Raw genomic sequence first — 19,875 nt, 5'->3', positions numbered from 1 at the left:
TTCACTTCGAGCCATCGGGAGGTATTTCAGCAGCCTGTTAGGTCACTTTCGACTGCGATCTTGTGTTCGTACATGGTGGGATCGTGAGGTCCATGCCTTCGCGCGCGCACAAGAAAATGTGTGTTTGCGCTATTTTCATGGAAGCGAGCCGGTTTTCGCCCCGTTCACTTCAGAGATTGAGCACTCCCTCCCATGCTTATCTGCCGCATGAAGGCAAGGGCTGCGGGGTTCTATACGCCCGAAGGTCGGCCTACAACGTCTCGACGGTCGATCGCCGTGCCTCTAAGCAAGTGAGTACCGCGGCAGACTGATGGTGAAGACACAGCCGCTTCCCGGCACGTCGCGCACGCTCAAGGTTCCAAGATCCGCCTCAATGCTCTGCCGGGCTATGGACAGACCCAGCCCCAGCCCAGCATTTGCGTGGCCGCTGTGCTTGAAGGGAACGAACATATCCTGAACGCCATCGGCAGGCAGCCCGCCACAATGGTCTTCGACGTCGATCAGAACGAACTCTCCGAAGGCATGAGCGTTCAAAGTCACGGCGGTATTTGCGTGGGTGAACTTGAAAGCGTTCTGCAGCAAGTTCGCCAATGCAGCGTGCAGAAGCTCGCGATTCGCGTTGATCGCCAACAGTGGATCCACTTCGCACACTTCAAAAATCCGACCCAGCGAATCGGCACTGAATCGACCTGCAATCGCAGAATCCGCGATGAACGAAGCCAGCGAAAACGTTTGACGTTCATGTGGCTTTTCGCCGTGCACTTCGACGAGTGCACCACCGATCAGCAGATTCAACGCTTCAAGACTGCGCGACAGGACCGCACCGGTAGCGCCCTTGACTGTCATATTGCCCAACTCCAGCGCGCGAAACGCAAGGGTGGCCGTTCCCAGTGCGTTGCGGAGCTCGTGAACCAAAAAGCCCAGCCTCTGTTTCTCGCCCGCAATCTGATGCACAGAAGTTTGCGCGTCACGCTGAAAGCTGAATTCCGCGACTGCGTCAGCGATGGCGTTATCCAGGCATCGATTCAGGGTGCGGAACTGATCGACTGTAAAGGGCGCGTCCCGCTCAAAAGCCAGATCAGTGATTGCCTGACACACATCGCCGTAGTCGTGGACCACCTGATCTACCGTGTAGCCCAGATTCAAAAGCGCTTTGCCGTGTGCTGTAGCGCTGACGCCAATTTCCGACAAGGCCAGAGAGTCCCCGACGGACGACCCGGAGATTTTGACGCTCGCATCGTAGTCGCCGTCTGTCTCAACGACGAGTGTTCGGATCAGCTGATCCAGGAACATCGACACACCTTGCACCAGATGCTCTTCGGACGCCGCGCGGTAAGGACGCTGTGCCACTTTGAATTTGCACCGGGCAATTAACTCATCACGGTTGTTGGAAAGAAAACGACGCATAGGAGACTTTCTTGCCCAAAGACGGATGATTCAACACGCTTCAGCATTCCTTTCGCGTGAATCGGAACGCCGCGGCATTCTAAGAGGGTTTCCGCCGAAGTTCAGTGCGCTACCACACATAAATGGCGAATTACGTTTTGGGCATGCTGCTCCCCATCGGCCTTGGCGGAGTCTGGCGCAGACCGGTATGCCGGTGCCGATTAGCTTGCGGTCCACCACTACTGGCCCAGCAAGTCTCGCTGCTCCCGCATGGCCTGATTCAGCAGTCTAATCGCAGATCGAAGCTTCATCGCCTCGCTCCCGGCGCAAGCGTTTTTCGCTGTTACCGCCTTACCCTCGGGGCTCTTGGGGCCGGTGGACTTTGACCACGGCCTCCATCGCTGGATTGCCTCCCGCTGCCGTTGCCGCCGGTCCTCTGTCCACCCAGCCGCCGGGTTGCCCATGGTCTGCCTCCAATAGTTTGTTTTGCGCGGGTTCCAAATCTTCCGCGCGCGCTTGCTTTTACTTTCTTCTTGGCTCGAACCGGCAATGTGGAGTTGAAGCTTCATGGACGACTGCCTTCCGTCTCTGCATCGACCGGCCCCCGCGTCGGACACTTCGACCGGCGCCAGTTTGAGCAGCGCCTTTGCCGTCAGTGATGCTGTCCACGCCAGGTTTTTCCAGTGGATCAGCAGTCCGAATATGTTCGATGCCGCGGGGACGGAATTTCCTCCGGTGGGTGATGGTGAAGCGCTACGCCTTCGCGGCAACTGCACAGCCTTCATCTAGTGAACCAGGCAAAAGACCGACAACGTACCGAACCATGCGCAACTTTCTCACCAACAACCGCGAGGAGCTGGCTGCGCGGCGCGGCTCAGTAAAGGGACGCAGTCGATAGAGCGCTTAAATTTACTTTCAGTTCAAACGCCATCGCCTACCTGAGCCGACTTTCGCATCAAAACCACATTTGCTTCGCGAACGCGCAAACCCAGGCTGGATGCGCCTTTTCGCCCGATCGGGTCGTACCGCAAATGGCCAAATGACACATTTACTGCGTAAAAGTGACAGATTCGCATTGCGCGACGGCATCGGATTTCTTTTACGTGCATAGTCGATGTAAGCCTCGAGGGCTGATCAGAAGCGGCAAAAGTGCGAGCTACCGCCTCCCAATGACGGTCAGTTCACCCCCGTCTCAGTCCGCACCCCCTGGTGCGAATCGCCGTGTTCATTAATCGACGCGGCATGAGTAAAAACGTTTACGCCAAAGGCACTGAGTGATCAAAAATAAATTGTTGCCTTTCGCACTCTTGGCTTTGAGTCAGAGCGTGCTTGCCCAGCAACTTCCCAGTGCCGGGGGCCAGATTCAGCAAATTCCTCCTGCGCCAATTCCGCAAAAGGGGGCGCCGACCATCCGTATCGAGCCCAGTGTAGCGCCGGCAACCCAGGCCTCAGACGCGGTAAAGATCGTCGTCAACACCCTGCAAATTACGGGCGCGCACGTCTATTCCGAAGCGGGGCTGGTGGCGCTGACCAATTTCAAGCCCGGCAGCGAATTGTCGCTTGGCGACTTGCGCGGCATGGCCTTGAAAATTACCGAGCGTTATCGCAGCGCAGGCTACTTTGTGGCGCAGGCTTATTTGCCCGCTCAGGACATCAAGGACGGCGCGGTCACGATTGCCGTCACCGAGGGCCAATACGGCAAGGTTGTCGTGCGCAACCAGAGCCATCTGTCCGATGCGCTTGTCCAAAGCCGGCTCAAGGGCATCAACGGCGGCGACACGGTCGCCATTGCGCCGCTTGAGAGGCGGCTGCTGCTGCTGTCCGACATCCCTGGCGTGAACGTCACGTCGATCCTGGCGCCCGGTGCTTCCGCCGGCGAGTCCGATCTGGTGGTCGATGTCACGGCCGGACAGCGTGTCACGGGCAGCATCGATGCCGACAACGCCGGCAACCGCTACACTGGCGAGTACCGCGTCGGCGCCACGGTGAACTTGAACAACCCGGCGGGCCTGGGCGATGTGGCCGCCTTGCGCGTGTTGACCTCAGGCGCGGGCTTGAACTATGCCCGGGCGTCTTACCAGATGCCGTTCGGGCAGGCGACGGCCGGCGTGGCTTACAGCTGGCTCGCGTACAGGCTGGGCCGGGAATTCGCGTCCACCGGGGCCACCGGCACGGCCAACATCGCCAGCATCTTCGGCAGCTATCCCGTCATCCGCTCGCGCAACACCAATCTGTACGCCGGTCTTGCCTTTGACGCCAAGACGTTTCAGGACAAGAACCCGACCGACCTGACCCTGCCGATTGCCCGCAAGACGGCGCAAGTGTTGACCCCCAGCCTGCGCGGCGACCACCGGGACAGTCTGGGTGGCGGCGGTTTGAGTACCTATGCGCTCGCATGGTCAACCGGGAACATCAACCTTCAAACGCCTGAACTACAGGCGCCCTTCGCGCCGGTGCAAAGCGTCGGCCACTTCAACAAGCTGGCGTTCAGTGCCACGCGGCTGCAGAGCGTGACCGATAACGTTTCGATCTACGCCGGCATCAACGGGCAGGCAGCCTCGAAAAACCTGGATGTCTCGGAAAAGATGGAACTCGGCGGCATGTATGGCGTGCGGGCCTATCCAGAAGGCGAAGCCTATGCGGACCAGGGATATGTGATGACGCTGGAAGCCCGATTGCAGCTGCCGAAGTTTTCCGAACGACAGCTGGGTCAGGTCCAGTTGATCGGCTTTGTCGACACCGGCCGAGCGACCCTCAACAAGAGCCCATGGACGCCCGGTGTCAACCGCAGGACCCTGAGCGGTGCCGGCGTCGGACTCAACTGGTCGGACATTAACAACTTCATGGTGAGAGCGTTCTATGCCCGCAAGCTGGGCAATGAAGCGGCAATTTCAGCCCCTGACAGATCGGGCCGGTTCTGGATACAGGCCGTCAAATATTTTTGAGTTCGTCTTGAGCAGCTCGCCTGCCATGACGTCGCACTGATCGAGTCCGCATTTTCGAAGAGCACGCGAAAGACCCCATGAACCTAATTCACCGATCCATCTGGAATAGCCAGACCGGCACCTTTGTTGCCGTAGCCGAAAGCACCCGAAGCGCCGGCAAGAAGACGTCGTCCTGCAGGACGGCCGCCGGCGGTCGCGCCAGTTTTCGGCTGAAGATGCTGGCCGTCTTCCTGATGATGGCTTGTGGGGCGAACGTTCACGCCCAGCCGAACGGCGCTGTGGTGTCTGCAGGTGGCGCCAGCATTGGCGGCACGCCGGGCAACATGCTGATTACCCAAACCACGCAGAACGTGGCAATCAACTGGCAAAGCTTTGGCATCAAGGCCGGTGAGTCGGTGCGGTTCGTGCAGCCCAGCAGCAGCTCGGTGGCACTGAACCGGGTCGTTGGCGCTGATCCTTCGAACATTCTGGGCAGCCTGTCCTCCAACGGCAAGGTGTTTCTTGTCAACCCCAACGGGATCCTGTTCGGCAAGGGTGCGTCGGTAAATGTGGGCGGCCTGGTGGCCTCCACCCTGGCCCTCACCGATGCCGATTTCATGGCAAACAACTACAAGTTTTCCGGTGCGGGAGCGGGCACGGTCGTGAACCAGGGGACGATCAGCGCCGCCGACGGCGGCTATGTGGCCCTGTTGGGTGCGAGCGTCAGCAACCAAGGCGTCATTGCGGCCAACCTGGGCAAGGTGGTCCTGGCCGCAGGCAACGCCATCACGCTGGACGTGGCTGGCGACAAGCTGTTGAGCGTCACCGTCGACCAAGCTGCGGTCAACGCGCTGGTTGAAAACGGCGGAATGATCCGGGCCGACGGCGGGCAAGTGCTGCTGACCACGCAGGCAGCGGGCAGCCTGCTCTCCAATGCCGTCAACAACACCGGAGTGATTCAGGCGCAGACGCTTGAGAACGTCAAGGGCTCGATCAAGCTCCTAGGCGGCATGGGAGTCGGAACCGTGAACGTGGGCGGCACGCTGGACGCGAGTGCGCCCAATGGCGGCAACGGCGGGTTCATCGAGACGTCGGCTGCAAACGTGAAAATCGCAAGCGACGCCAAGACGACCACCTCCGCTCCCAGGGGACTGACCGGCAATTGGTTGATCGACCCGCAGGACTTCACCATCGGTGGTAACGCCACGGACAACATCTCTGGCGCAACCCTTTCTGCGCTGCTGGTCACTAACAGCGTCACCATCAGCACCGACACCGGGGCCAATGCGACTGTAGCCGGCGCTCCGCCGGTGACAAGTCTGCGTACCGCAGCGCCCGGCAACGGCGATATCAATGTGAATCAGGCCGTCAGCTGGACGGCAAGCTCAAACCCGACGACCCTGACATTGAACGCCTCGCGGGACGTGAACGTGAATGCGGCAATTACCGCGACCAACGGAAACTTTGCGACGTGCTGCGGGCGGGATGTCAATGTGAGGGCGCCCATCACAACGGTCAACGGAAGCGTTCTGCTGAGCGCTGGACACAATGTCAACATGGCTGCCGCCCTGACGACGACGGATGGCAACATCGCCATGTGTGCGGCGAACGATATCAATATCAGCGCGAAAATCACTTTGACCAGGGGCACCAGTATTCCCGAGCAAAGCCTGGGTCTGCCCCTCGGCTTGTTCCTCAACGCCGGCTACGGCGGCACCGGACCGGGCATTGCCGGCGGGACCGTGTTTTTTGCTCCTCTCACTCCCCCTGTGACCGTCACGGGGCCGAATGCACCCGTCACCATCAATTACAACCCGGTTTCGTACACCACGCCGACAGACTATTCAGGCAACTTCATCCTGACCGGAGGGTCCGCACTGACTCAACACATGCTTGTATTCGCGGCAGGGGGCGACAAGACCTACGATGGCACAACCGCGACAGCCCTTTCATCATTGAAGGGAAACCCTGCCGGCGTCACGCTGGTTGCCAGCCCAGGCAGCGCGGCCAATTTCGATACCCCGGATCCAGGAACGGGAAAGACCGTCACCTTTGCCGGCTACAGCCTTGGCGGTGTCGACGCCGGAAGATATGCGCTGGCTGTTCCCTGCTGCGGGCCCGTGGGGGCCAAAACAACCGCAAGCATCACGCAACCAGCGGCTGTAGTTCCTACGCCAGTCGGGGCGCAGCAGCCACAGGTCGCAGTTCCGCCGATCACAACCCGGGTGTTCCCGCAACTTCTCTTGGCCGCCCTCCCGACGCTCCCCATACGGGGCAACGCGCCGCCGGCCTTGCCCTTGGTCGTGATGGCTCCAGCCGACCTGGCGCCCAATGTCTTGCAAGTGGTCGCGCCGCCAGAGCAGAATCTTGTCGTTCCCGCTGTCGAGACGGTCGAGACGCCGCGCGCGCGCTACGTTGCGCCCCGCCATCCGCGCAAACAGGATCGCCACTGAGAATCGCCAACGGGTTTTGCCGTATATCGAATGCGCTGTTCCGACTGACCATATGACATCGTACAAAGACCGGACCGGGCCGCGTTTCTTGCCGGGATGCCCACCTGCACGACGCGTCGTCGGCGGGCACTCAATCATCGCGATGGTGATGAAGGGAGGGCTTTCCGTCGCCTTGCTGGCTGCCGCCGGCCTTGTTGCTCAGCCGGTGCTTGCGGCGGACGGGGCGGCGCAATCGTCCGGCTCGAGCCGCCGATCCATTGCGCAAGAGCCTATCTCCGTGCCCGCCGCAATCGAGACGCAGCCGATGGAGCGCGCGTATCCGTCGAAGCGGGCGAACTTTGGACAGGCGCGCTCCTCCCAGATGGCGCGGCAGGTAGCGGATTGGGTCGTTGATTCGGGTGACAACCGCAGCATGCCGTTCGTGATTGTCGACAAGTCGGACGCCAAAGTCTTTGTATTCGATGCGGCTGGCCAACTGCTCGGTGCCGCCCCCGCGCTGCTCGGGCTGGCGCAGGGCGATGACTCGGTTCCCGGCATCGGCAAGCGCAAGTTGTCGACCATACGCCCCGAGGAGCGCACCACGCCGGCAGGCCGTTTCGTGGCTTCGCTCGATCGCAATCTCCACGGAGAGGAAATTCTCTGGGTCGACTATGACGCAGCCATCTCACTGCATCGGGTCATTACAAGCAATGCCAAAGAGCGGCGTGCGCAACGGCTGGACAGTCCGTCGCCGATGGATCACCGCATTTCCTATGGGTGTATCAACGTCCCGGCCAAGTTTTACGACAAGGTGGTGAGTCCGGCGTTTACCGGCACGTACGGGATCGTCTACGTCCTGCCGGAAACTCGGTCTGCCCGTGAAGTCTTCGCGTCGTACGACGTGGAGCAACACTTTCGTCCGCCGGCCGCAAACCAGGCCGAGCCGGTGAGTCTCGACCCACCGGCTTCCCCGTTCCTAGAACTTCCCGAGAAACGCCATCGAGCACTTGGCTTGCCGTTGTCCAACTAGCCCATATTCACACCAACGTCACGGGGAATCTGGTTCAGTGCATCGCCTTGCTTTCGGGTAGCCTGATTCAGCGCCCTGATCGTCTCCCTAAACTTCGCCATTTCGCCGCCTGAGTAGGCGTTGCGCGATACTGTCGCCTTACCTTCTCGGCTCGTCGGGCCGGTGGACTTTGACCACGGCTTCCATCGCTGAATCGCCTCGCGTTGCCGTTGCCGCCGGTCCTCTGTCCACCCAGCCGCCGGGTTGCCCATGGTCTGCCTCCAATAGTTTGTTTTGCACGGATGCGGTTTCCTTCCCGTGCGTATGCGCGCCCTCGCGCGTACTCTTCGGCACACCGCCGTTGTTTACCTGCTGATTGCCAGCGGCAATGTTGGCCTGCTTCACGAACGTGGCCTGCTGCCTCGGGAACTTCAGATCCACCAGCGCCGTGATCGTGGCCCGGCTTTGCGCCTGCACCTTCAACGCCAGCCCCAGAAACGCCTCCAGATTGCGCTGTGATTGCTGCAACTGCGCCCGCCTCGCCAGACTGACGAAGATGGTTTGCAGCGCCGTCGCCTGTCCGACCAGCATCGCCTCCACGGTGGACAGGTCGCCGCCCTTGGTGCGGTCCATGGAATCACGCAAGGATTCCACCAGCCCCTCCAAGCTCGTGTCCTTGCCCAAGAGGTTGCCTTCAAAGGCTTCGATCACCATCGCCGCGTTGATTGACGGCAGCACCATCGCGCGTGCTTTCGCATGTGCGCGTGTTTCCCCCGGCAACACATTCAACGGCAGCGGGTTGTCGTTGGTCGCGGAGGCCACTTTGGTTTTATTCGTTGCATTGCTCATGGTGTCGTCTCCCTGAATTGGTTGCAGCGTTGCAGGATCGGCAGCGCATCGATCAGGCGACCACCGGGAACATCGGCGACGGTGCGCACCCCACACCGTCAACCGCTTCAGTGAAGGGCAGGGCCGGATCACCTACCTGACCGTTGATCAGATCGCCCGGCTTGTCGAATGCGCGAAGGCGGACGGCAACGCGCAGATTTACCCGTCCATCGTCATAAGGCTGGAAACCGCGATGCGCAAAAGCGAAATCCTCTCGATCCGCCGCGAAGACATAGACCTTGAGCGCCGCGTCGTGTTCATCCCGAAGGCTAAGGCCGGCGCACGCGAACAACCGATCACCGAACACCTGGGCGAATTCCTGGCGTCCTACGCCGCTGCGCTGCAACCTGGAAACCCGTGGTTGTTCCCATCGCGCGGCGCGAAGGCCAGTCACACCGTGGACGTGCGCAAGCCGTTCCGCCGTGTCGTCACGGCCGCAGGGTTGGACCCCGATCAGATTCTTCGCCACACACTGCGCCACACGGCTATCACCCATCTAGTCCAAGCCGGCGTGGACCTGCCGACAGTTAAGCGGATAAGCGGGCGCAAGACGCTGGCGATGGTCGAGCGGTACGCGCACGCGCACGGTGCGCACATTCAAACGGCGTTGGACAAGTTGCAAGTACGGTTCATGCTGGCCTAAAGCGAGACCAAATAGCGCGGGCGCACTACGATCAACTTATGGATGAAGTCGAAAGCGGCCGGCCATGTAAAGTTACCCGGCTGCTTACGCGCCAATAGCACACGCTGAGCACGGAACCGACTAAGGCTTGTCAACTACCTTTTTCGCGTTCATCAAATGCTTCACTGATGCGTGTTGATCAGCGAGCGCCTCGTTGACCTCGCTCATTTTCCCGGCCGTTTCGGTCAGCTTCTGCTCAAGCGCGGCTGTTCGCGCCACCTCATCGGCCGCATCGCCCTCATCGGCATCTTCAGCGATCTTGGCGACTTCTTTCGAAAGCACGGCATGAACAACCCCCAACTCGTCGGCGACATGCTGCACTGCGTCTGCCGCTGCCTCGTTTTTTGCTAGGGCTTCAGCCATCCGGTTGGGAAGGTCGCTGGGAGTTTTCGGGGCATTGGCTGTCATGGTTGTATTCGAAATCGTGGGCTGCGGCTCCTGCAGCGGAAGAGTTGGGCCTTTACCTTACAACCGGCCGTCGCCGATTGGTTAAATTGCTTGCACACCGTTACTACACTTCAACCTTGACTATGGCGATCAAAGCGATCTTGGTAGAAGACAGCGCACAGATTCGAGCGAATCTCATCCCGACGTTGCGGGAAATCGCAGGCATTGACATTGTTGCAGTGGCTGAAACTCAAGCCGAGGCGGTTAATGCTGCGCAGCAGCATGGTGATTGGCAACTAATGGTGATCGACATGTTCCTGCGCGAGGGATCAGGGCTTGGTGTGCTGCGTGATTTGATAAATCGCCGGCCTGACCAAGTCGCGCTCGTGTTGACTAACTACCCGACAAGCGAGATTCGTCGTCGCTGCGCGGAATTGCAGGCAGATGGCGTTTTTGACAAGTCTCTGGAACTCGAAGCCTTCTTTGATATGTGTCTGGCCGTATCCTCAGGTCAGTCTGGGACCTTGACGGAAGCTTAGCTGCGCTCATACGCCCGCGTCTTTGAAGCCGACTCATCGTAGGTCAGCTCGGATCGCATTCCAGCCGAGAAAATCGATGTGGGTGGCACGCCGTCTTGAGGACAATCCGGAAAGTTACGCGCGGACGCAGGGGCAATGCTTGGACTTTGCCGCCACGCTCAAACTCTCGTGCGCAGTTTTCTTGGCGCAGTTACACCGAAACTACACAAAGCAAAACGGCTTGCAGCGTCTGGACACTGCAAGCCGTTGATTCTTATGGTGGCTTGGGCGGAATCGAACCACCGACACGCGGATTTTCAATCCTCAAATAGTACTGTTGATCACTGTTCGGCGCTGTTGATAGAGTCAATATAAATCAACACCTAACAGAGACTGTGCTGGTCAAAACACCAGTAAAGCATGGATTGATGTTGATCTAAATATTAGTGAAGTGGCTACATGGTGGCTACATCAGGATCAACATGGCCCGCCCCCGCAAAGACCAGCCCCTCGACCTCAAGCAAGCCATGGAGCTGACTGCTGGCGCCATAGAGCGCCTTGTCTGCCCGCCCGGCAAGGATCAGGTTTTCCTGCGAGATAACAAGTCGCCGGGTCTGCGAGTGCGCGCCACGGCCAGCGGCGCCAAGTCGTTCGTCTTCGAAGCCAAGCTCGACCGCAAGACGATCCGCCGCACCATCGGCGATGTGAAGGCGTGGCCCATCGAAGAGGCGCGCGTCGAAGCGAACCGGCTTCGCGTCACGCTGGACAAAGGGCACGACCCGCGGGAACTGGATCGCGAGCTTGAAGCGGTGAAGGCTGCAAAGGTCGCTGAAGGCGTCGCCAACGCCCTGACGGTGCAAGAAGCGTGGGACCGGTACACCAAGGAGCGGAAACCTCACTGGGGCGACCGGAACTACGCCGACCACGAGAAGATGACGCAAGAGGGCGGCAAAGCTCATAAGCGCCACGCCGATGTCAAAACGATTGCCGGGCCAATGGCGTCGCTAATGTCCAAGCGCCTAGTAGATCTTGACGCCGCCACCATCGAAGCATGGGCAACACACGAAGCCAAGACGCGCCCTGCCCGCGTGCGCCTCGCGCTGCGGCTCCTGAAAGCTTTCCTTCGCTGGGCCGGTGGCGAAGTCGACATGAAGGGCAAGGCAGATCCGACCGCGGCCAGCGCCAAGAAGACGCGGGAGATCGCCGGCAAGCCGCAGGCCAAGAACGACTATCTGCAGCGCGAGCAGTTGGAAGCGTGGTTCTCCAAGGTGAAGCAGATTCCCAACCTCACGATCTCCGTGTACTTGCAGGTGCTGCTGCTGACTGGTGCTCGGCGGGAAGAGCTGGCCGCGCTGCGTTGGGACGACGTGAACTTCCAATGGAAGGGCATGAACATGAAAGACAAGATCGAAGGGCAGCGACCTGTTCCGTTGACGCCCTACGTCTCCTCCCTGCTCCGCTCACTGCCACGACGGAACGAGTGGGTGTTCTCCAGTCAGACCAGCAAGTCGGGGCGCCTCGCAGAACCAAGCATTGCGCATCGGAAGGCATGCACAGCCGCAGGGCTCAAATTGACGCTGCACGGCTTGCGCCGGTCTTTCGCCAGCCTGTGCGAGTGGCTGGACATCCCTGGCGGCATCAGCGCCCAGATCCAAGGACACGCACCGCAAGGCGTGCGCGAGCAGAACTACATCCGGAGGCCGCTGGATCTCCTGCGGGTGCACCACGAGAAGATCGAGGCGTGGATGCTGGAACGGGCAAAGATCACGTTCGACCCGTCGGCCGATGCCCAGCTCAAGGCCGTAGCCTGAAAAAGTAAAAAGGTGCCCGGAGGCACCCAACAAAACCTACAAAAGGTCCTCGGAACCTTCGGGACGCCGCCGTGATATTCAAGGCAAGGCGGCGACAGGGCACACCAATGTTGCGGATCATCAGATCCGCGAGGACGTGAAGGCCGGGCAAAGTCAAGACGTTGAGAGGCTACTTAACGATAGCGCAACAGAACGGCCACAACGGCCACGGCAAGTGCAGCAGCAAACAGCGCCATATTTCTGCGCCATCCGGCTGCTCTTTTCTCGCGCTCAAGCTCACGAAACTCTGTGGAAAGTTCCTCCGCGGACATGCGTCGTGAATGTTGGCGCGCCCAATTTGAATATCCGTTTTTCATGCGCCGATTTTTGACGACGCCCTACATCCCGACAAGCCAACAACATCACGAAGACCACGATCTTGCACGCAGAACAGCGATCTTCAGAGAGTGTCGCAACCCGAGACGCCGGCACCGCCAAGGAGGCTACCCCGATGTATTGGGTGGATCTACGGGCGCCCCTAGCAAACCGCACAAAGACAAACGCCTTCAGCTCCGGCTGAAGGCGCAGCCTGGGTGGTTTAGGGTAGCCCCTCCGCGCACCGAAGCGGTGGAGAAATGCTAAGGCCGCGGCTGAGCGCGGTCAACACCCAGAATGTCTCCGAGCGCCTTATTGGGGAAGTTTCATTGCGCTCTCAACGTGCGCGTCGAGTGCTATTCGGAGCAAGTCGGCCTGGCGTTGAAGCTCGTCTGCTCGGCGCACCGCATCGATTGTTGGACCTGCGCTGCCTAAACGTCCGCGCTCGAACGACAGCCGGCTTTCGCCTTGCGCGTCGCGCGCCAGTTTTTCAGCGGCCTTCCATTCTCTGTGCAGTACTTTCCATGTGTTGATGACGCTCAGCTCTACGGGCACGCTCACTCCTTCGGTTTTCGAATCACGAACGGCTCCGCTTTCCGCATCCAGTCCTCGTGAAGCCGCTCGATCTCGGCGAGACGTTGATTCATGCGATCGACATCCAGCGGTAGCCCTTGCTTCGTCGCTTCCATCCTCAGCTTGTGCTCGTCGCTGGCTGACTTCCAGGCATCGTAGGCGGCGTGAAACGCTTCTCTGGTGACCATGGCTGCTTCTCGGGGGTGCAATTCGCCGCATCGTACCTGCAACCAGACGGTTGCGACGTTCGGCGCAGCAACAGATGAGGGCGTTCTTTCGGCTCAGCAGACCGCCAGCGCATGCGATGGTGTGCAGCGATGAACCTTCGCCCACTTCGATAACCGCCGCAAAACTCGACACCGAGCTTGCCGAGCCGCTGCAGTTGATCCGCGGTCAATATGAGGTCGCGTTTCGCAGACTCTATGAGATGACCACGTCGCGATTGTTTGGGTTGACGCTGTTCATCGTTAAGTATTCCGGTCGAACGTGACCGGTGATTCCGGCAACGTGACCGACGATTCCGGTGAACGTGACCGCAGGGATTCCGGCAACGTGACCGCCATTCCGGCGAACGTGACTGGCACGGCGGTATATGCCCCCGGCATGGTGTTGCGCATGAACGAACCCGGTGCGGCTTGTAGCTTCGATGCATTTTGCAAAGAGCCTCGTGCCCGCCCCAAGGATCCATATGCGCAAACTCAAAGACGCCCTGCGTCTGAAATTCGAAGGCGGTCTGAGTCACCTCCAGATCGCCACCGCCCTGGGCATCTCCAAAGGCGGGGTGACCAAATACGTGGGCCTGGCAGTAGCCGCAGGTCTGGATGCGGCGTCGCTCGCGGCATTGGATGAGGCAGGTCTGGAGCGCCGTTTGCTGTCTTCGCCCCGGCCCAGCGAGACCTACGCGCAGGCCGACTACGGGCGCATCCATCAGGAGTCGGGCCGCAAGGGCGTGACCCTCATGCTGCTGTGGGAGGAGTACTGCGCCCAGACCAGCGACGAGCACAGCGCGACTAACCGCATCAAACCGTGGCGCTATTCGCAGTTCTGCGAAAACTACCGTCAGTTTGCCCGGCGCCTCAAACGCTCGATGCGTCAGGTACACCGCGCCGGCGAGAAGCTCTTCATCGACTACGCGGGCCCGACCGTCGGCCTGATGGCGCACGGCCAGGAGGTGGGACGCGCCAACATTTTTGTTGCCGCCATGGGCGTCTCGGGCTATTGCTTTGCCTATGCCACACCAGCGCAAACCGCACGCGACTGGCTCGGGGCGACGGCACAGGCGTTGACGTTCTACGGTGGCGTGCCCCAACTCATCGTCCCCGACAACCCGCGCGCCTTGGTGACCAGGGCCGACCGCTACGAGCCGCTGCTCACCGACAGCGTGCAGGACTTCGCGCGTCATTACGGCTGCAGTGTGCTGCCGGCACGCGCCTATCACCCGCAGAACAAACCGAAAGTCGAATTGAGCGTTTTATTGGTAGAGTGCTGGATCCTCGCACGCCTGCGCCGGCATCAGTTCGCGAGCGTCGAGGCGGTCAACGACGCGATCGCCCCCCTTGCTGGAGTGGCTCAACCAGCGTGCCTTCCAGAAGCTTCCCGGCAGCCGCGCGAGCGTGTTCGCGCAGCTCGACGCTCCGGCCCTGATGGCCTTGCCGATACAGCCCTGGGAGTGGGCCGTCTTCAAGACCGTGCGTGTGCACATCAACAGTCACGTCGAGTTTGAAGGCCACCACTACAGCGTCCCCCATGCCCTGGTGGGTCTGGCGCTGGAGCTGCGCGTGAGCACCCACGCGGTCGAGGCGTTGCACCGGGGCCATCGCGTGGCCAGCCACATGCGCAGCGCGCACAAGGGCGGCTACACCACCGTCATCGAGCATCTTCCAGAGCGCCACCAGCATCACGCCCAGTGGACGCCCGAGCGACTGATGGCCTGGGGTGCGCGCATCGGCGTGGCGTGTGCGGCCACCGTGACCAGGATGCTGGAGCGCCAACGCCACCCCGAGCACGCCTACCGTGCCTGCCTGGGCCTGCTCAACCTGAGCAAGCGCTACGGCGACGTTCGCCTGGAAGCGGCCTGCACGATGGCGCTGGGCCTGGGCACCAGCAAATACACCCACATCCGCGACATCCTGCTCAACCGGCGCGACCTGCTGCAAGCGAGCACCAGCGCGGACTGGATTGCACCGCTGCACGCCCATGTTCGCGGCCCGGGCTATTACCAATGACGTCCGTCAAACCGATCAATCCCACCGCGAGCACGCTCCCCATGATGATGCACACCACGCTCAACCAACTGCGCAGCCTTCGCCTGGAAAGCATGGCACAGGCCTTGGAGCAGCAACTTACTCAAAGCGGCCTGAGCGCTATGAGTTTCGAAGAACGCTTTGCGTTGCTGGTGGACCGGGAAGTCCACGGCCGGCAGGACCGGCGCTGTGCGCGCCTGCTCAAGCTGGCCAGACTCAAGTACCCGCAAGCGGCCATCGAGGATCTCGACAGCCGCGCCGGGCGCGGCCTCTAGCGCAGTGCCGTCATGAGCCTGGCCTTGGGCGAGTGGGTCCACACCACCGCTTCACGCTTACGGGTGAATCGTTGCGCAAGAAGGCCCCGGCATCCAGAGTCAAAGGGGACAACTCAATTGGCAACGTCTGAGGAGCACAGTCATGCCGGGAGTGAATGAGACAGGAGCCGCTGCGCGGCTGCCAGGGCTCCTCCGGCGGCCTGGCAGGGGCCAATCAAATTAATTCAACTGACATCCAGAAAAGGCAAAACGGCCGAAACACAGCTCGGCCATAAAATCGAATCGCGCAACATCACCCCGCGGTCACGTTCCTCGGAAGCCCGGTCACGATGCCGGAATCGACGGTCACGTTCACCGGAATACGCAGGTTGTCGACGAAGTGCATCACCTGCTGGCCGGCAACTACCGAGAGCAGCGTGCCTCCCTGAACCTGCTGAAGTTCTTAGCCAACGACCTGAAGTTCAGCATCGTCCTGGTCGGCACTGCCGATGCGCCGCTGGCGCTGGCCACCGACCCGCAGATGATCAGCCGCTTCACGCCGTTCGAGGTCCCGCGGTGGCGCGAGAGCGATGACCTCCGGCGACTGCTGGGAGCGTTTGAACGGGTGCTGCCGCTGCGCAAGCCCTCGGACCTGATGCAACGCTCGATCGCTCAGTTCGTGCTCTCTGCGAGCGACGGCCTGACAGGGGAAATCTCGCGGTTGCTCAACTAAGCGGCCGCATTGGCGATCACGGACGGCACCGAGCACATCACGCTGGAGCATTTGAAGCATGTCGCCCGTGCTGACGGCTGAGATTCGTCCGTTGCCTGTGGCCCCCCGGCCGTTCGAGGCCGAGTTGCTCGGTGGGTGGATTGGGCGCTTGGCCGCCAGGTACCGGATGACGGTATTGGAGTTCGCAGAGCGGCACAGTCTTGATCTGGGCATTGACGATGGAGGAGGGTGGTTAACCATGCCTGCGCTCAGTAATCAGTCTGTTGATGTGCTCGCCACTGTCGCTCGCATCAGCAGGGAGCAGATCATGGCGATCAAGGTACCGTCGCCATCGCGGAGCGAGCGAGCCCGCTTTTGCTATTGCGCACGGTGTGTGTTTCTGAACCCGTTGGATGTCGCCGCGCCGATCTGGCGGTGGGAGTGGTTGAACGAAACGCTGTCTGCATGTCTGGTGCACGACGAAGAGTTCACGACGCTGCCAAGTGGCCGTGTCCTTGCATGTGGGAACCTAACGCACCTCATGCAGCTGGTCAGCCGCAACGAACGGTACTTGCGTTGCGGTGCCCATTCCAGCCGCGCTAGCGTAGTTCGGTGAGCGGCTAGCGGGGTTTGTTGACTTGGCTAGCCGAGTTTGCTGACTTCAACACCTGCTGAAGTTTCTGGTGCGTATTTCGCCGGAGCGTGACCGGTGGTTTTGGCATCGTGACCGATGATTTCGGAAACGTGACCGGCAATTCAGGTGACGTGATCGAAAAGTTCGAGCTACATCTGACCGGTTGCACGGTCGGTACTGACGCTGCGTGTGAACCGCCCGATGGGCATAGCCTCGCGCCCTTTGCGGGCCGCGCCTGTTGCCACAGCAACTCATGGAAATACGCATGATCAAGGACATACTTAGATTCAAACCAGGGCGGCCCGTCGCACGAGTGCAGGCGTGCATCGAGACTGGCCGGAGTCCGAAAAATCGGCGTCGTGACAGGGTATTTTTCCACGTGTAACCGAAGCACTTCAGGACTGGCGGACCGCCTCGCTACTGCAAACAGGTTGGGTGATCGTTTTGTGCATGGTCGTGGCCGGTGCCGGCACCTTTGTGATACGGACCATGCGCCTGCAGGTCCATGCTGAGGCAGGCCTACGAGAGACACGCGACGCGCTCACGAATGCGAACGAGCGCCTGGCACACCTTGCGCAATACGACGGCCTGACGGGGCTGCCGAACAGGCGTTACTTCGACGCACGTTTGATCCGAGCGTTCCGCGATGCGCAGCGCGAGCAACAACCGCTGGCCATCGTCATGATCGACGTGGATCAATTCAAGCAATACAACGACCTGTACGGCCATGTCGAAGGCGATCACTGCCTCAAGCTCGTGTCCGCCGGCCTGCGTTTGGCCGCAAAACGGCCGGAAGATTTTGTTGCGCGTTACGGTGGCGAAGAGATGGCCATGCTTTTGCCCAAGACAGATGCCGCAGGCGCCGAGCTTGTCGCCGAAGCGGCCCGATTGGCCGTCGTGAATCAGCGGATTCCTCACGCCGCGTCAACACTTGGGGTCGTGTCGATCAGCCTCGGCGTCGCCGTCTGGACGCCTGGCGCGCAAGGCACACCCGATGAGATGCTCAGAGCCGCCGACGCGGCTTTGTACCAGGCCAAGGATCAGGGCCGGAACAAAGTGCAAGTGAATGCGGAACGTTAGATTCCGCGCGACCGACGCAAGCGGCGTCATATCCTTTCGTGTGCAACCGTTCCAGAAAGTCGATATCAACGTGTCGCTGAGGGACACCGACCTGCGCGCGAAAAATTTGCGGGCGATGTCGCCTGTCTAGACGATGCTCAGTATCGGCTCACCCGGGGCGAGATCAAGAACCACTTGCAGTTTCTCGCCTGTTTCCGTGATGGTCCAGATTCGGCTGACTACTTGAAACGTCACACGGCACGGTGGGAGTCGAACCAGATCGCGAAGAACGCACGTTTCCGCAAAGCGAATCGACGTCTGTGACAGCCACTCTGAACTCATCGACGGCGCCAGTAGCGCCGCCGCAGCCGTGGTGAAAGTAACGATCGTGGTCGAAGCGTGCGGCGGTTTCGGCATACGTCCGATTCTGCAACGTGAATAGCGTTTTGAAGCTTGAGCTTGATCAACGGTGAGTTCGCGAAATAGCCCTGGTCGAACTCGACCGACGAATTACGTGGGAGGGCTAACCAGTCGGATCAGCAATTTAGGTATCTCGTCCAGCATGACGACGAACTGAGGTTGCGCACCCGTGATAGCGCTGCTCGGCATGCTAGGGTCGAGCGAGTCCGATGGACTCTGCACGATGCCAATGCCGCCAGCCGCGCGGATGGCATTCATCCCATCGGTGCCATCGTGATCGCCGCCGGTGAGGACTACGCCGATGACGCGCTCACGAAAAACCGCAGCCGCCGACTCGAAGAGAACATCCGCCGCCGGTCGGGAGTGACGAACCTTCGCGCTGTGTTCGAGGCTCACCGTCGCGGCGCTACTCACCGTCAGATGAAAATCGGGTGGCGCAAGATAAATGCGACCCTGCTTAATCGGTTCGCCGTCCTCTGCGTAGGCGACCGGAAGAGAAGACTTTTTTCCGACCAATGTATCAAGGAGACCAGGACTGCCGGCAAGGGTGTGTATTACCACCAGCACCGCGGCCGGGAAATCAGGCGGAAGAGCGGAGGTGATGCGAGCAAGTGCGTCCAGGCCACCGCGCGATGCGCCGATCAAAACGATGTCGCGGACGGGCTTTATGTTTGCCATGACAACCTCACGATCTAAATCACAACGTCGTAACCTTAAATCAAAAAAACTTCGGGCCGCGCTGTCTGATTTTTTCAGATTTGAATGTTAGTCCGTACGAAGTGCGCTCGGATCGCTTTGGTCCACCGGCAGAATGCGTCGCGCTCATCGGCGCCGGCAAACACGTAAACCCTACAAAACCCCGTCGCCATCTTTTCTCGATGTGTGGACTCGCCAGCGCCAGCATATTGAACGAACCGGCCGTCCCAATGCTGCCAGCCTAAGGTTTTCCGCACGGCCGTGTCCGCCTTCGTCATGTCACGGTCCGTGTAGATTGCAGCGTGCGCTTGTGCCAAAGGCTCTGTCGTCGGGCCTGAGCAAATCGCGTGAATGTTGTCATCTAAAGAGACGAAGTTCAAGTTCATGACCATCTCCTCAAAAGGTCCGTGGTTGACTGGCCGGATCGCCCAGCCTTATTGCAATGCCTCCGAGCACTAGACGATCCCGCCCTGTTGCGAACTACAGATGTACCTCAATGCCAAGGTTCCCTCAAGCATTGATGCTGCTGATCAAAGAAATACCTCAGCCTTACGGTCGACGGCTCAGGGGTCTGACAAGGGTCTCATCGAGATGGCGTTGCACAATCACGCCGCTGACGGTACATCGGAATGTGTCAATGGCAACCGCCCAAGCAAGGCCGCGATCTGCGGAACCGGCAGGCAATAGTTCGGATGGTCGTTCCTCATCGCCGAATACGGCATCCCCGCGCTGCCTGCCGTCTCCGGCAACTGCACGATGCCGACGCCACCGGCGGCCTCGATGTCCTCCAGCCCTTGGGTGCCATCGTGTGACCTGCCCGAAAGCAACACGCCTACAACCCGCAGCCCATAGACGGCTGCGGCAGAGGCGAACAGATGGTCTGCCGATGGAAC

Annotated in this window: 19 protein-coding genes and 1 pseudogene; 11 read left to right on the top strand and 9 right to left on the bottom strand. The window is 60.3% G+C overall.

Going from position 1 to position 19,875, the window contains the following annotated elements; genetic code table 11:
* Positions 1-282: 282 nt before the first annotated feature.
* Positions 283-1,407 (bottom strand): sensor histidine kinase, encoded by a 1,125-nt coding sequence (locus RCH10_RS25120; RefSeq protein ID WP_409054494.1) that lies wholly within the window; start codon positions 1,405-1,407, stop codon positions 283-285.
* 1,271 nt (positions 1,408-2,678) lie between these two features.
* On the opposite strand from RCH10_RS25120, the gene RCH10_RS25115 reads away from it, so the two are divergent.
* From RCH10_RS25115 to RCH10_RS25105, 3 genes are all read left to right on the top strand, one after another.
* Positions 2,679-4,331 carry a ShlB/FhaC/HecB family hemolysin secretion/activation protein gene (locus RCH10_RS25115; RefSeq protein WP_409054493.1) on the top strand — a complete coding sequence of 551 codons (1,653 nt, stop codon included), beginning with the start codon at positions 2,679-2,681 and terminating at the stop codon, positions 4,329-4,331.
* Between the two features lie 77 nt (positions 4,332-4,408).
* Complete coding sequence (locus tag RCH10_RS25110) at positions 4,409-6,763, top strand: filamentous hemagglutinin N-terminal domain-containing protein (RefSeq protein WP_409054492.1); 2,355 nt, start codon at positions 4,409-4,411, stop codon at positions 6,761-6,763.
* A 142-nt stretch (positions 6,764-6,905) separates the two neighbouring features.
* Positions 6,906-7,772, top strand: a complete 867-nt coding sequence (locus RCH10_RS25105) for a hypothetical protein (protein ID WP_409054491.1) — start codon at positions 6,906-6,908, stop codon at positions 7,770-7,772.
* Between the two features lie 138 nt (positions 7,773-7,910).
* On the opposite strand, the gene RCH10_RS25100 is transcribed toward RCH10_RS25105, so the two are convergent.
* A complete protein-coding gene (locus RCH10_RS25100; RefSeq protein WP_409054490.1) occupies positions 7,911-8,600 on the bottom strand; it encodes a hypothetical protein in 690 nt (229 codons plus the stop codon).
* A gap of 16 nt (positions 8,601-8,616) precedes the next feature.
* On the opposite strand from RCH10_RS25100, the gene RCH10_RS25095 reads away from it, so the two are divergent.
* Positions 8,617-9,282, top strand: a complete 666-nt coding sequence (locus RCH10_RS25095; protein ID WP_409054496.1) for a tyrosine-type recombinase/integrase — start codon at positions 8,617-8,619, stop codon at positions 9,280-9,282.
* A 120-nt stretch (positions 9,283-9,402) separates the two neighbouring features.
* On the opposite strand, the gene RCH10_RS25090 is transcribed toward RCH10_RS25095, so the two are convergent.
* A complete protein-coding gene (locus RCH10_RS25090; protein ID WP_409054489.1) occupies positions 9,403-9,729 on the bottom strand; it encodes a hypothetical protein in 327 nt (108 codons plus the stop codon).
* A gap of 122 nt (positions 9,730-9,851) precedes the next feature.
* On the opposite strand from RCH10_RS25090, the gene RCH10_RS25085 reads away from it, so the two are divergent.
* Positions 9,852-10,247 (top strand): response regulator, encoded by a 396-nt coding sequence (locus RCH10_RS25085; protein WP_409054495.1) that lies wholly within the window; start codon positions 9,852-9,854, stop codon positions 10,245-10,247.
* 461 nt (positions 10,248-10,708) lie between these two features.
* The gene (locus RCH10_RS25080; RefSeq protein WP_409054488.1) at positions 10,709-12,037 is read left to right on the top strand and encodes a tyrosine-type recombinase/integrase; all 1,329 of its coding nucleotides are present in this window, start codon (positions 10,709-10,711) and stop codon (positions 12,035-12,037) included.
* Positions 12,038-12,210: 173 nt separating this feature from the next.
* Here the strand turns inward: RCH10_RS25080 and RCH10_RS25075 are convergent, their stop codons facing one another.
* The 3 genes from RCH10_RS25075 to RCH10_RS25065 all read right to left on the bottom strand — a co-directional run bounded on the left by RCH10_RS25075 (position 12,211) and on the right by RCH10_RS25065 (position 13,152).
* Positions 12,211-12,393 carry a hypothetical protein gene (locus RCH10_RS25075; protein ID WP_409054487.1) on the bottom strand — a complete coding sequence of 61 codons (183 nt, stop codon included), beginning with the start codon at positions 12,391-12,393 and terminating at the stop codon, positions 12,211-12,213.
* Between the two features lie 310 nt (positions 12,394-12,703).
* Positions 12,704-12,946, bottom strand: coding sequence for a hypothetical protein (locus RCH10_RS25070; protein WP_409054486.1), 243 nt, complete (start codon positions 12,944-12,946; stop codon positions 12,704-12,706).
* Positions 12,947-12,948: 2 nt separating this feature from the next.
* Positions 12,949-13,152, bottom strand: a complete 204-nt coding sequence (locus tag RCH10_RS25065; protein WP_409054485.1) for a hypothetical protein — start codon at positions 13,150-13,152, stop codon at positions 12,949-12,951.
* A gap of 479 nt (positions 13,153-13,631) precedes the next feature.
* On the opposite strand from RCH10_RS25065, the pseudogene istA reads away from it, so the two are divergent.
* The 5 genes and pseudogenes from istA to RCH10_RS25040 all read left to right on the top strand — a co-directional run bounded on the left by istA (position 13,632) and on the right by RCH10_RS25040 (position 17,887).
* A pseudogene (istA, locus tag RCH10_RS25060) lies at positions 13,632-15,189 on the top strand (IS21 family transposase).
* Positions 15,186-15,482 carry an ATP-binding protein gene (locus RCH10_RS25055; RefSeq protein WP_409054484.1) on the top strand — a complete coding sequence of 99 codons (297 nt, stop codon included), beginning with the start codon at positions 15,186-15,188 and terminating at the stop codon, positions 15,480-15,482. Before istA ends, RCH10_RS25055 begins: the two are co-directional and overlap by 4 nt.
* Before the next feature lie 379 nt (positions 15,483-15,861).
* Positions 15,862-16,194: a TniB family NTP-binding protein gene (locus RCH10_RS25050; protein WP_409054483.1), complete on the top strand. Its 333-nt coding sequence runs from the start codon at positions 15,862-15,864 to the stop codon at positions 16,192-16,194.
* A 58-nt stretch (positions 16,195-16,252) separates the two neighbouring features.
* Positions 16,253-16,789 (top strand): TniQ family protein, encoded by a 537-nt coding sequence (locus tag RCH10_RS25045; RefSeq protein WP_409054482.1) that lies wholly within the window; start codon positions 16,253-16,255, stop codon positions 16,787-16,789.
* Positions 16,790-17,263: 474 nt separating this feature from the next.
* Positions 17,264-17,887 carry a diguanylate cyclase gene (locus RCH10_RS25040; protein WP_409054481.1) on the top strand — a complete coding sequence of 208 codons (624 nt, stop codon included), beginning with the start codon at positions 17,264-17,266 and terminating at the stop codon, positions 17,885-17,887.
* A gap of 489 nt (positions 17,888-18,376) precedes the next feature.
* Here RCH10_RS25040 and RCH10_RS25035 read toward each other — a convergent pair whose 3' ends face one another.
* The 3 genes from RCH10_RS25035 to RCH10_RS25025 form a co-directional block, all read right to left on the bottom strand.
* Positions 18,377-18,964 (bottom strand): chemotaxis protein CheB, encoded by a 588-nt coding sequence (locus RCH10_RS25035; RefSeq protein ID WP_409054480.1) that lies wholly within the window; start codon positions 18,962-18,964, stop codon positions 18,377-18,379.
* A gap of 74 nt (positions 18,965-19,038) precedes the next feature.
* A complete protein-coding gene (locus RCH10_RS25030; RefSeq protein WP_409054479.1) occupies positions 19,039-19,368 on the bottom strand; it encodes a hypothetical protein in 330 nt (109 codons plus the stop codon).
* Between the two features lie 219 nt (positions 19,369-19,587).
* On the bottom strand, positions 19,588-19,875 hold a 288-nt coding region (locus RCH10_RS25025), incomplete at its 5' end, for a chemotaxis protein CheB (protein WP_409054478.1).

The organism is Variovorax sp. GrIS 2.14, assembly GCF_046115955.1.
Lineage (GTDB): Bacteria > Pseudomonadota > Gammaproteobacteria > Burkholderiales > Burkholderiaceae_C > Variovorax.
The sequence above is the reverse complement of the archived record's forward strand: the minus strand, read 5'-3'. Positions and strand labels throughout refer to the sequence as shown.

Bases quoted from the DNA above. Each gene is read 5' to 3' on its own strand.
- RCH10_RS25075 (WP_409054487.1), bottom strand. From the start codon at position 12,393: ATGAAAAACGGATATTCAAATTGGGCGCGCCAACATTCACGACGCATG.
- RCH10_RS25105 (WP_409054491.1), top strand. From the start codon at position 6,906: ATGGTGATGAAGGGAGGGCTTTCCGTCGCCTTGCTGGCTGCCGCCGGC.
- RCH10_RS25035 (WP_409054480.1), bottom strand. From the start codon at position 18,964: ATGGCAAACATAAAGCCCGTCCGCGACATCGTTTTGATCGGCGCATCG.
- RCH10_RS25080 (WP_409054488.1), top strand. From the start codon at position 10,709: ATGGCCCGCCCCCGCAAAGACCAGCCCCTCGACCTCAAGCAAGCCATG.
- RCH10_RS25110 (WP_409054492.1), top strand. From the start codon at position 4,409: ATGAACCTAATTCACCGATCCATCTGGAATAGCCAGACCGGCACCTTT.
- RCH10_RS25090 (WP_409054489.1), bottom strand. From the start codon at position 9,729: ATGACAGCCAATGCCCCGAAAACTCCCAGCGACCTTCCCAACCGGATG.
- RCH10_RS25065 (WP_409054485.1), bottom strand. From the start codon at position 13,152: ATGGTCACCAGAGAAGCGTTTCACGCCGCCTACGATGCCTGGAAGTCA.
- RCH10_RS25100 (WP_409054490.1), bottom strand. From the start codon at position 8,600: ATGAGCAATGCAACGAATAAAACCAAAGTGGCCTCCGCGACCAACGAC.
- RCH10_RS25120 (WP_409054494.1), bottom strand. From the start codon at position 1,407: ATGCGTCGTTTTCTTTCCAACAACCGTGATGAGTTAATTGCCCGGTGC.
- RCH10_RS25085 (WP_409054495.1), top strand. From the start codon at position 9,852: ATGGCGATCAAAGCGATCTTGGTAGAAGACAGCGCACAGATTCGAGCG.
- RCH10_RS25030 (WP_409054479.1), bottom strand. From the start codon at position 19,368: ATGAACTTGAACTTCGTCTCTTTAGATGACAACATTCACGCGATTTGC.
- RCH10_RS25055 (WP_409054484.1), top strand. From the start codon at position 15,186: ATGACGTCCGTCAAACCGATCAATCCCACCGCGAGCACGCTCCCCATG.
- RCH10_RS25045 (WP_409054482.1), top strand. From the start codon at position 16,253: ATGTCGCCCGTGCTGACGGCTGAGATTCGTCCGTTGCCTGTGGCCCCC.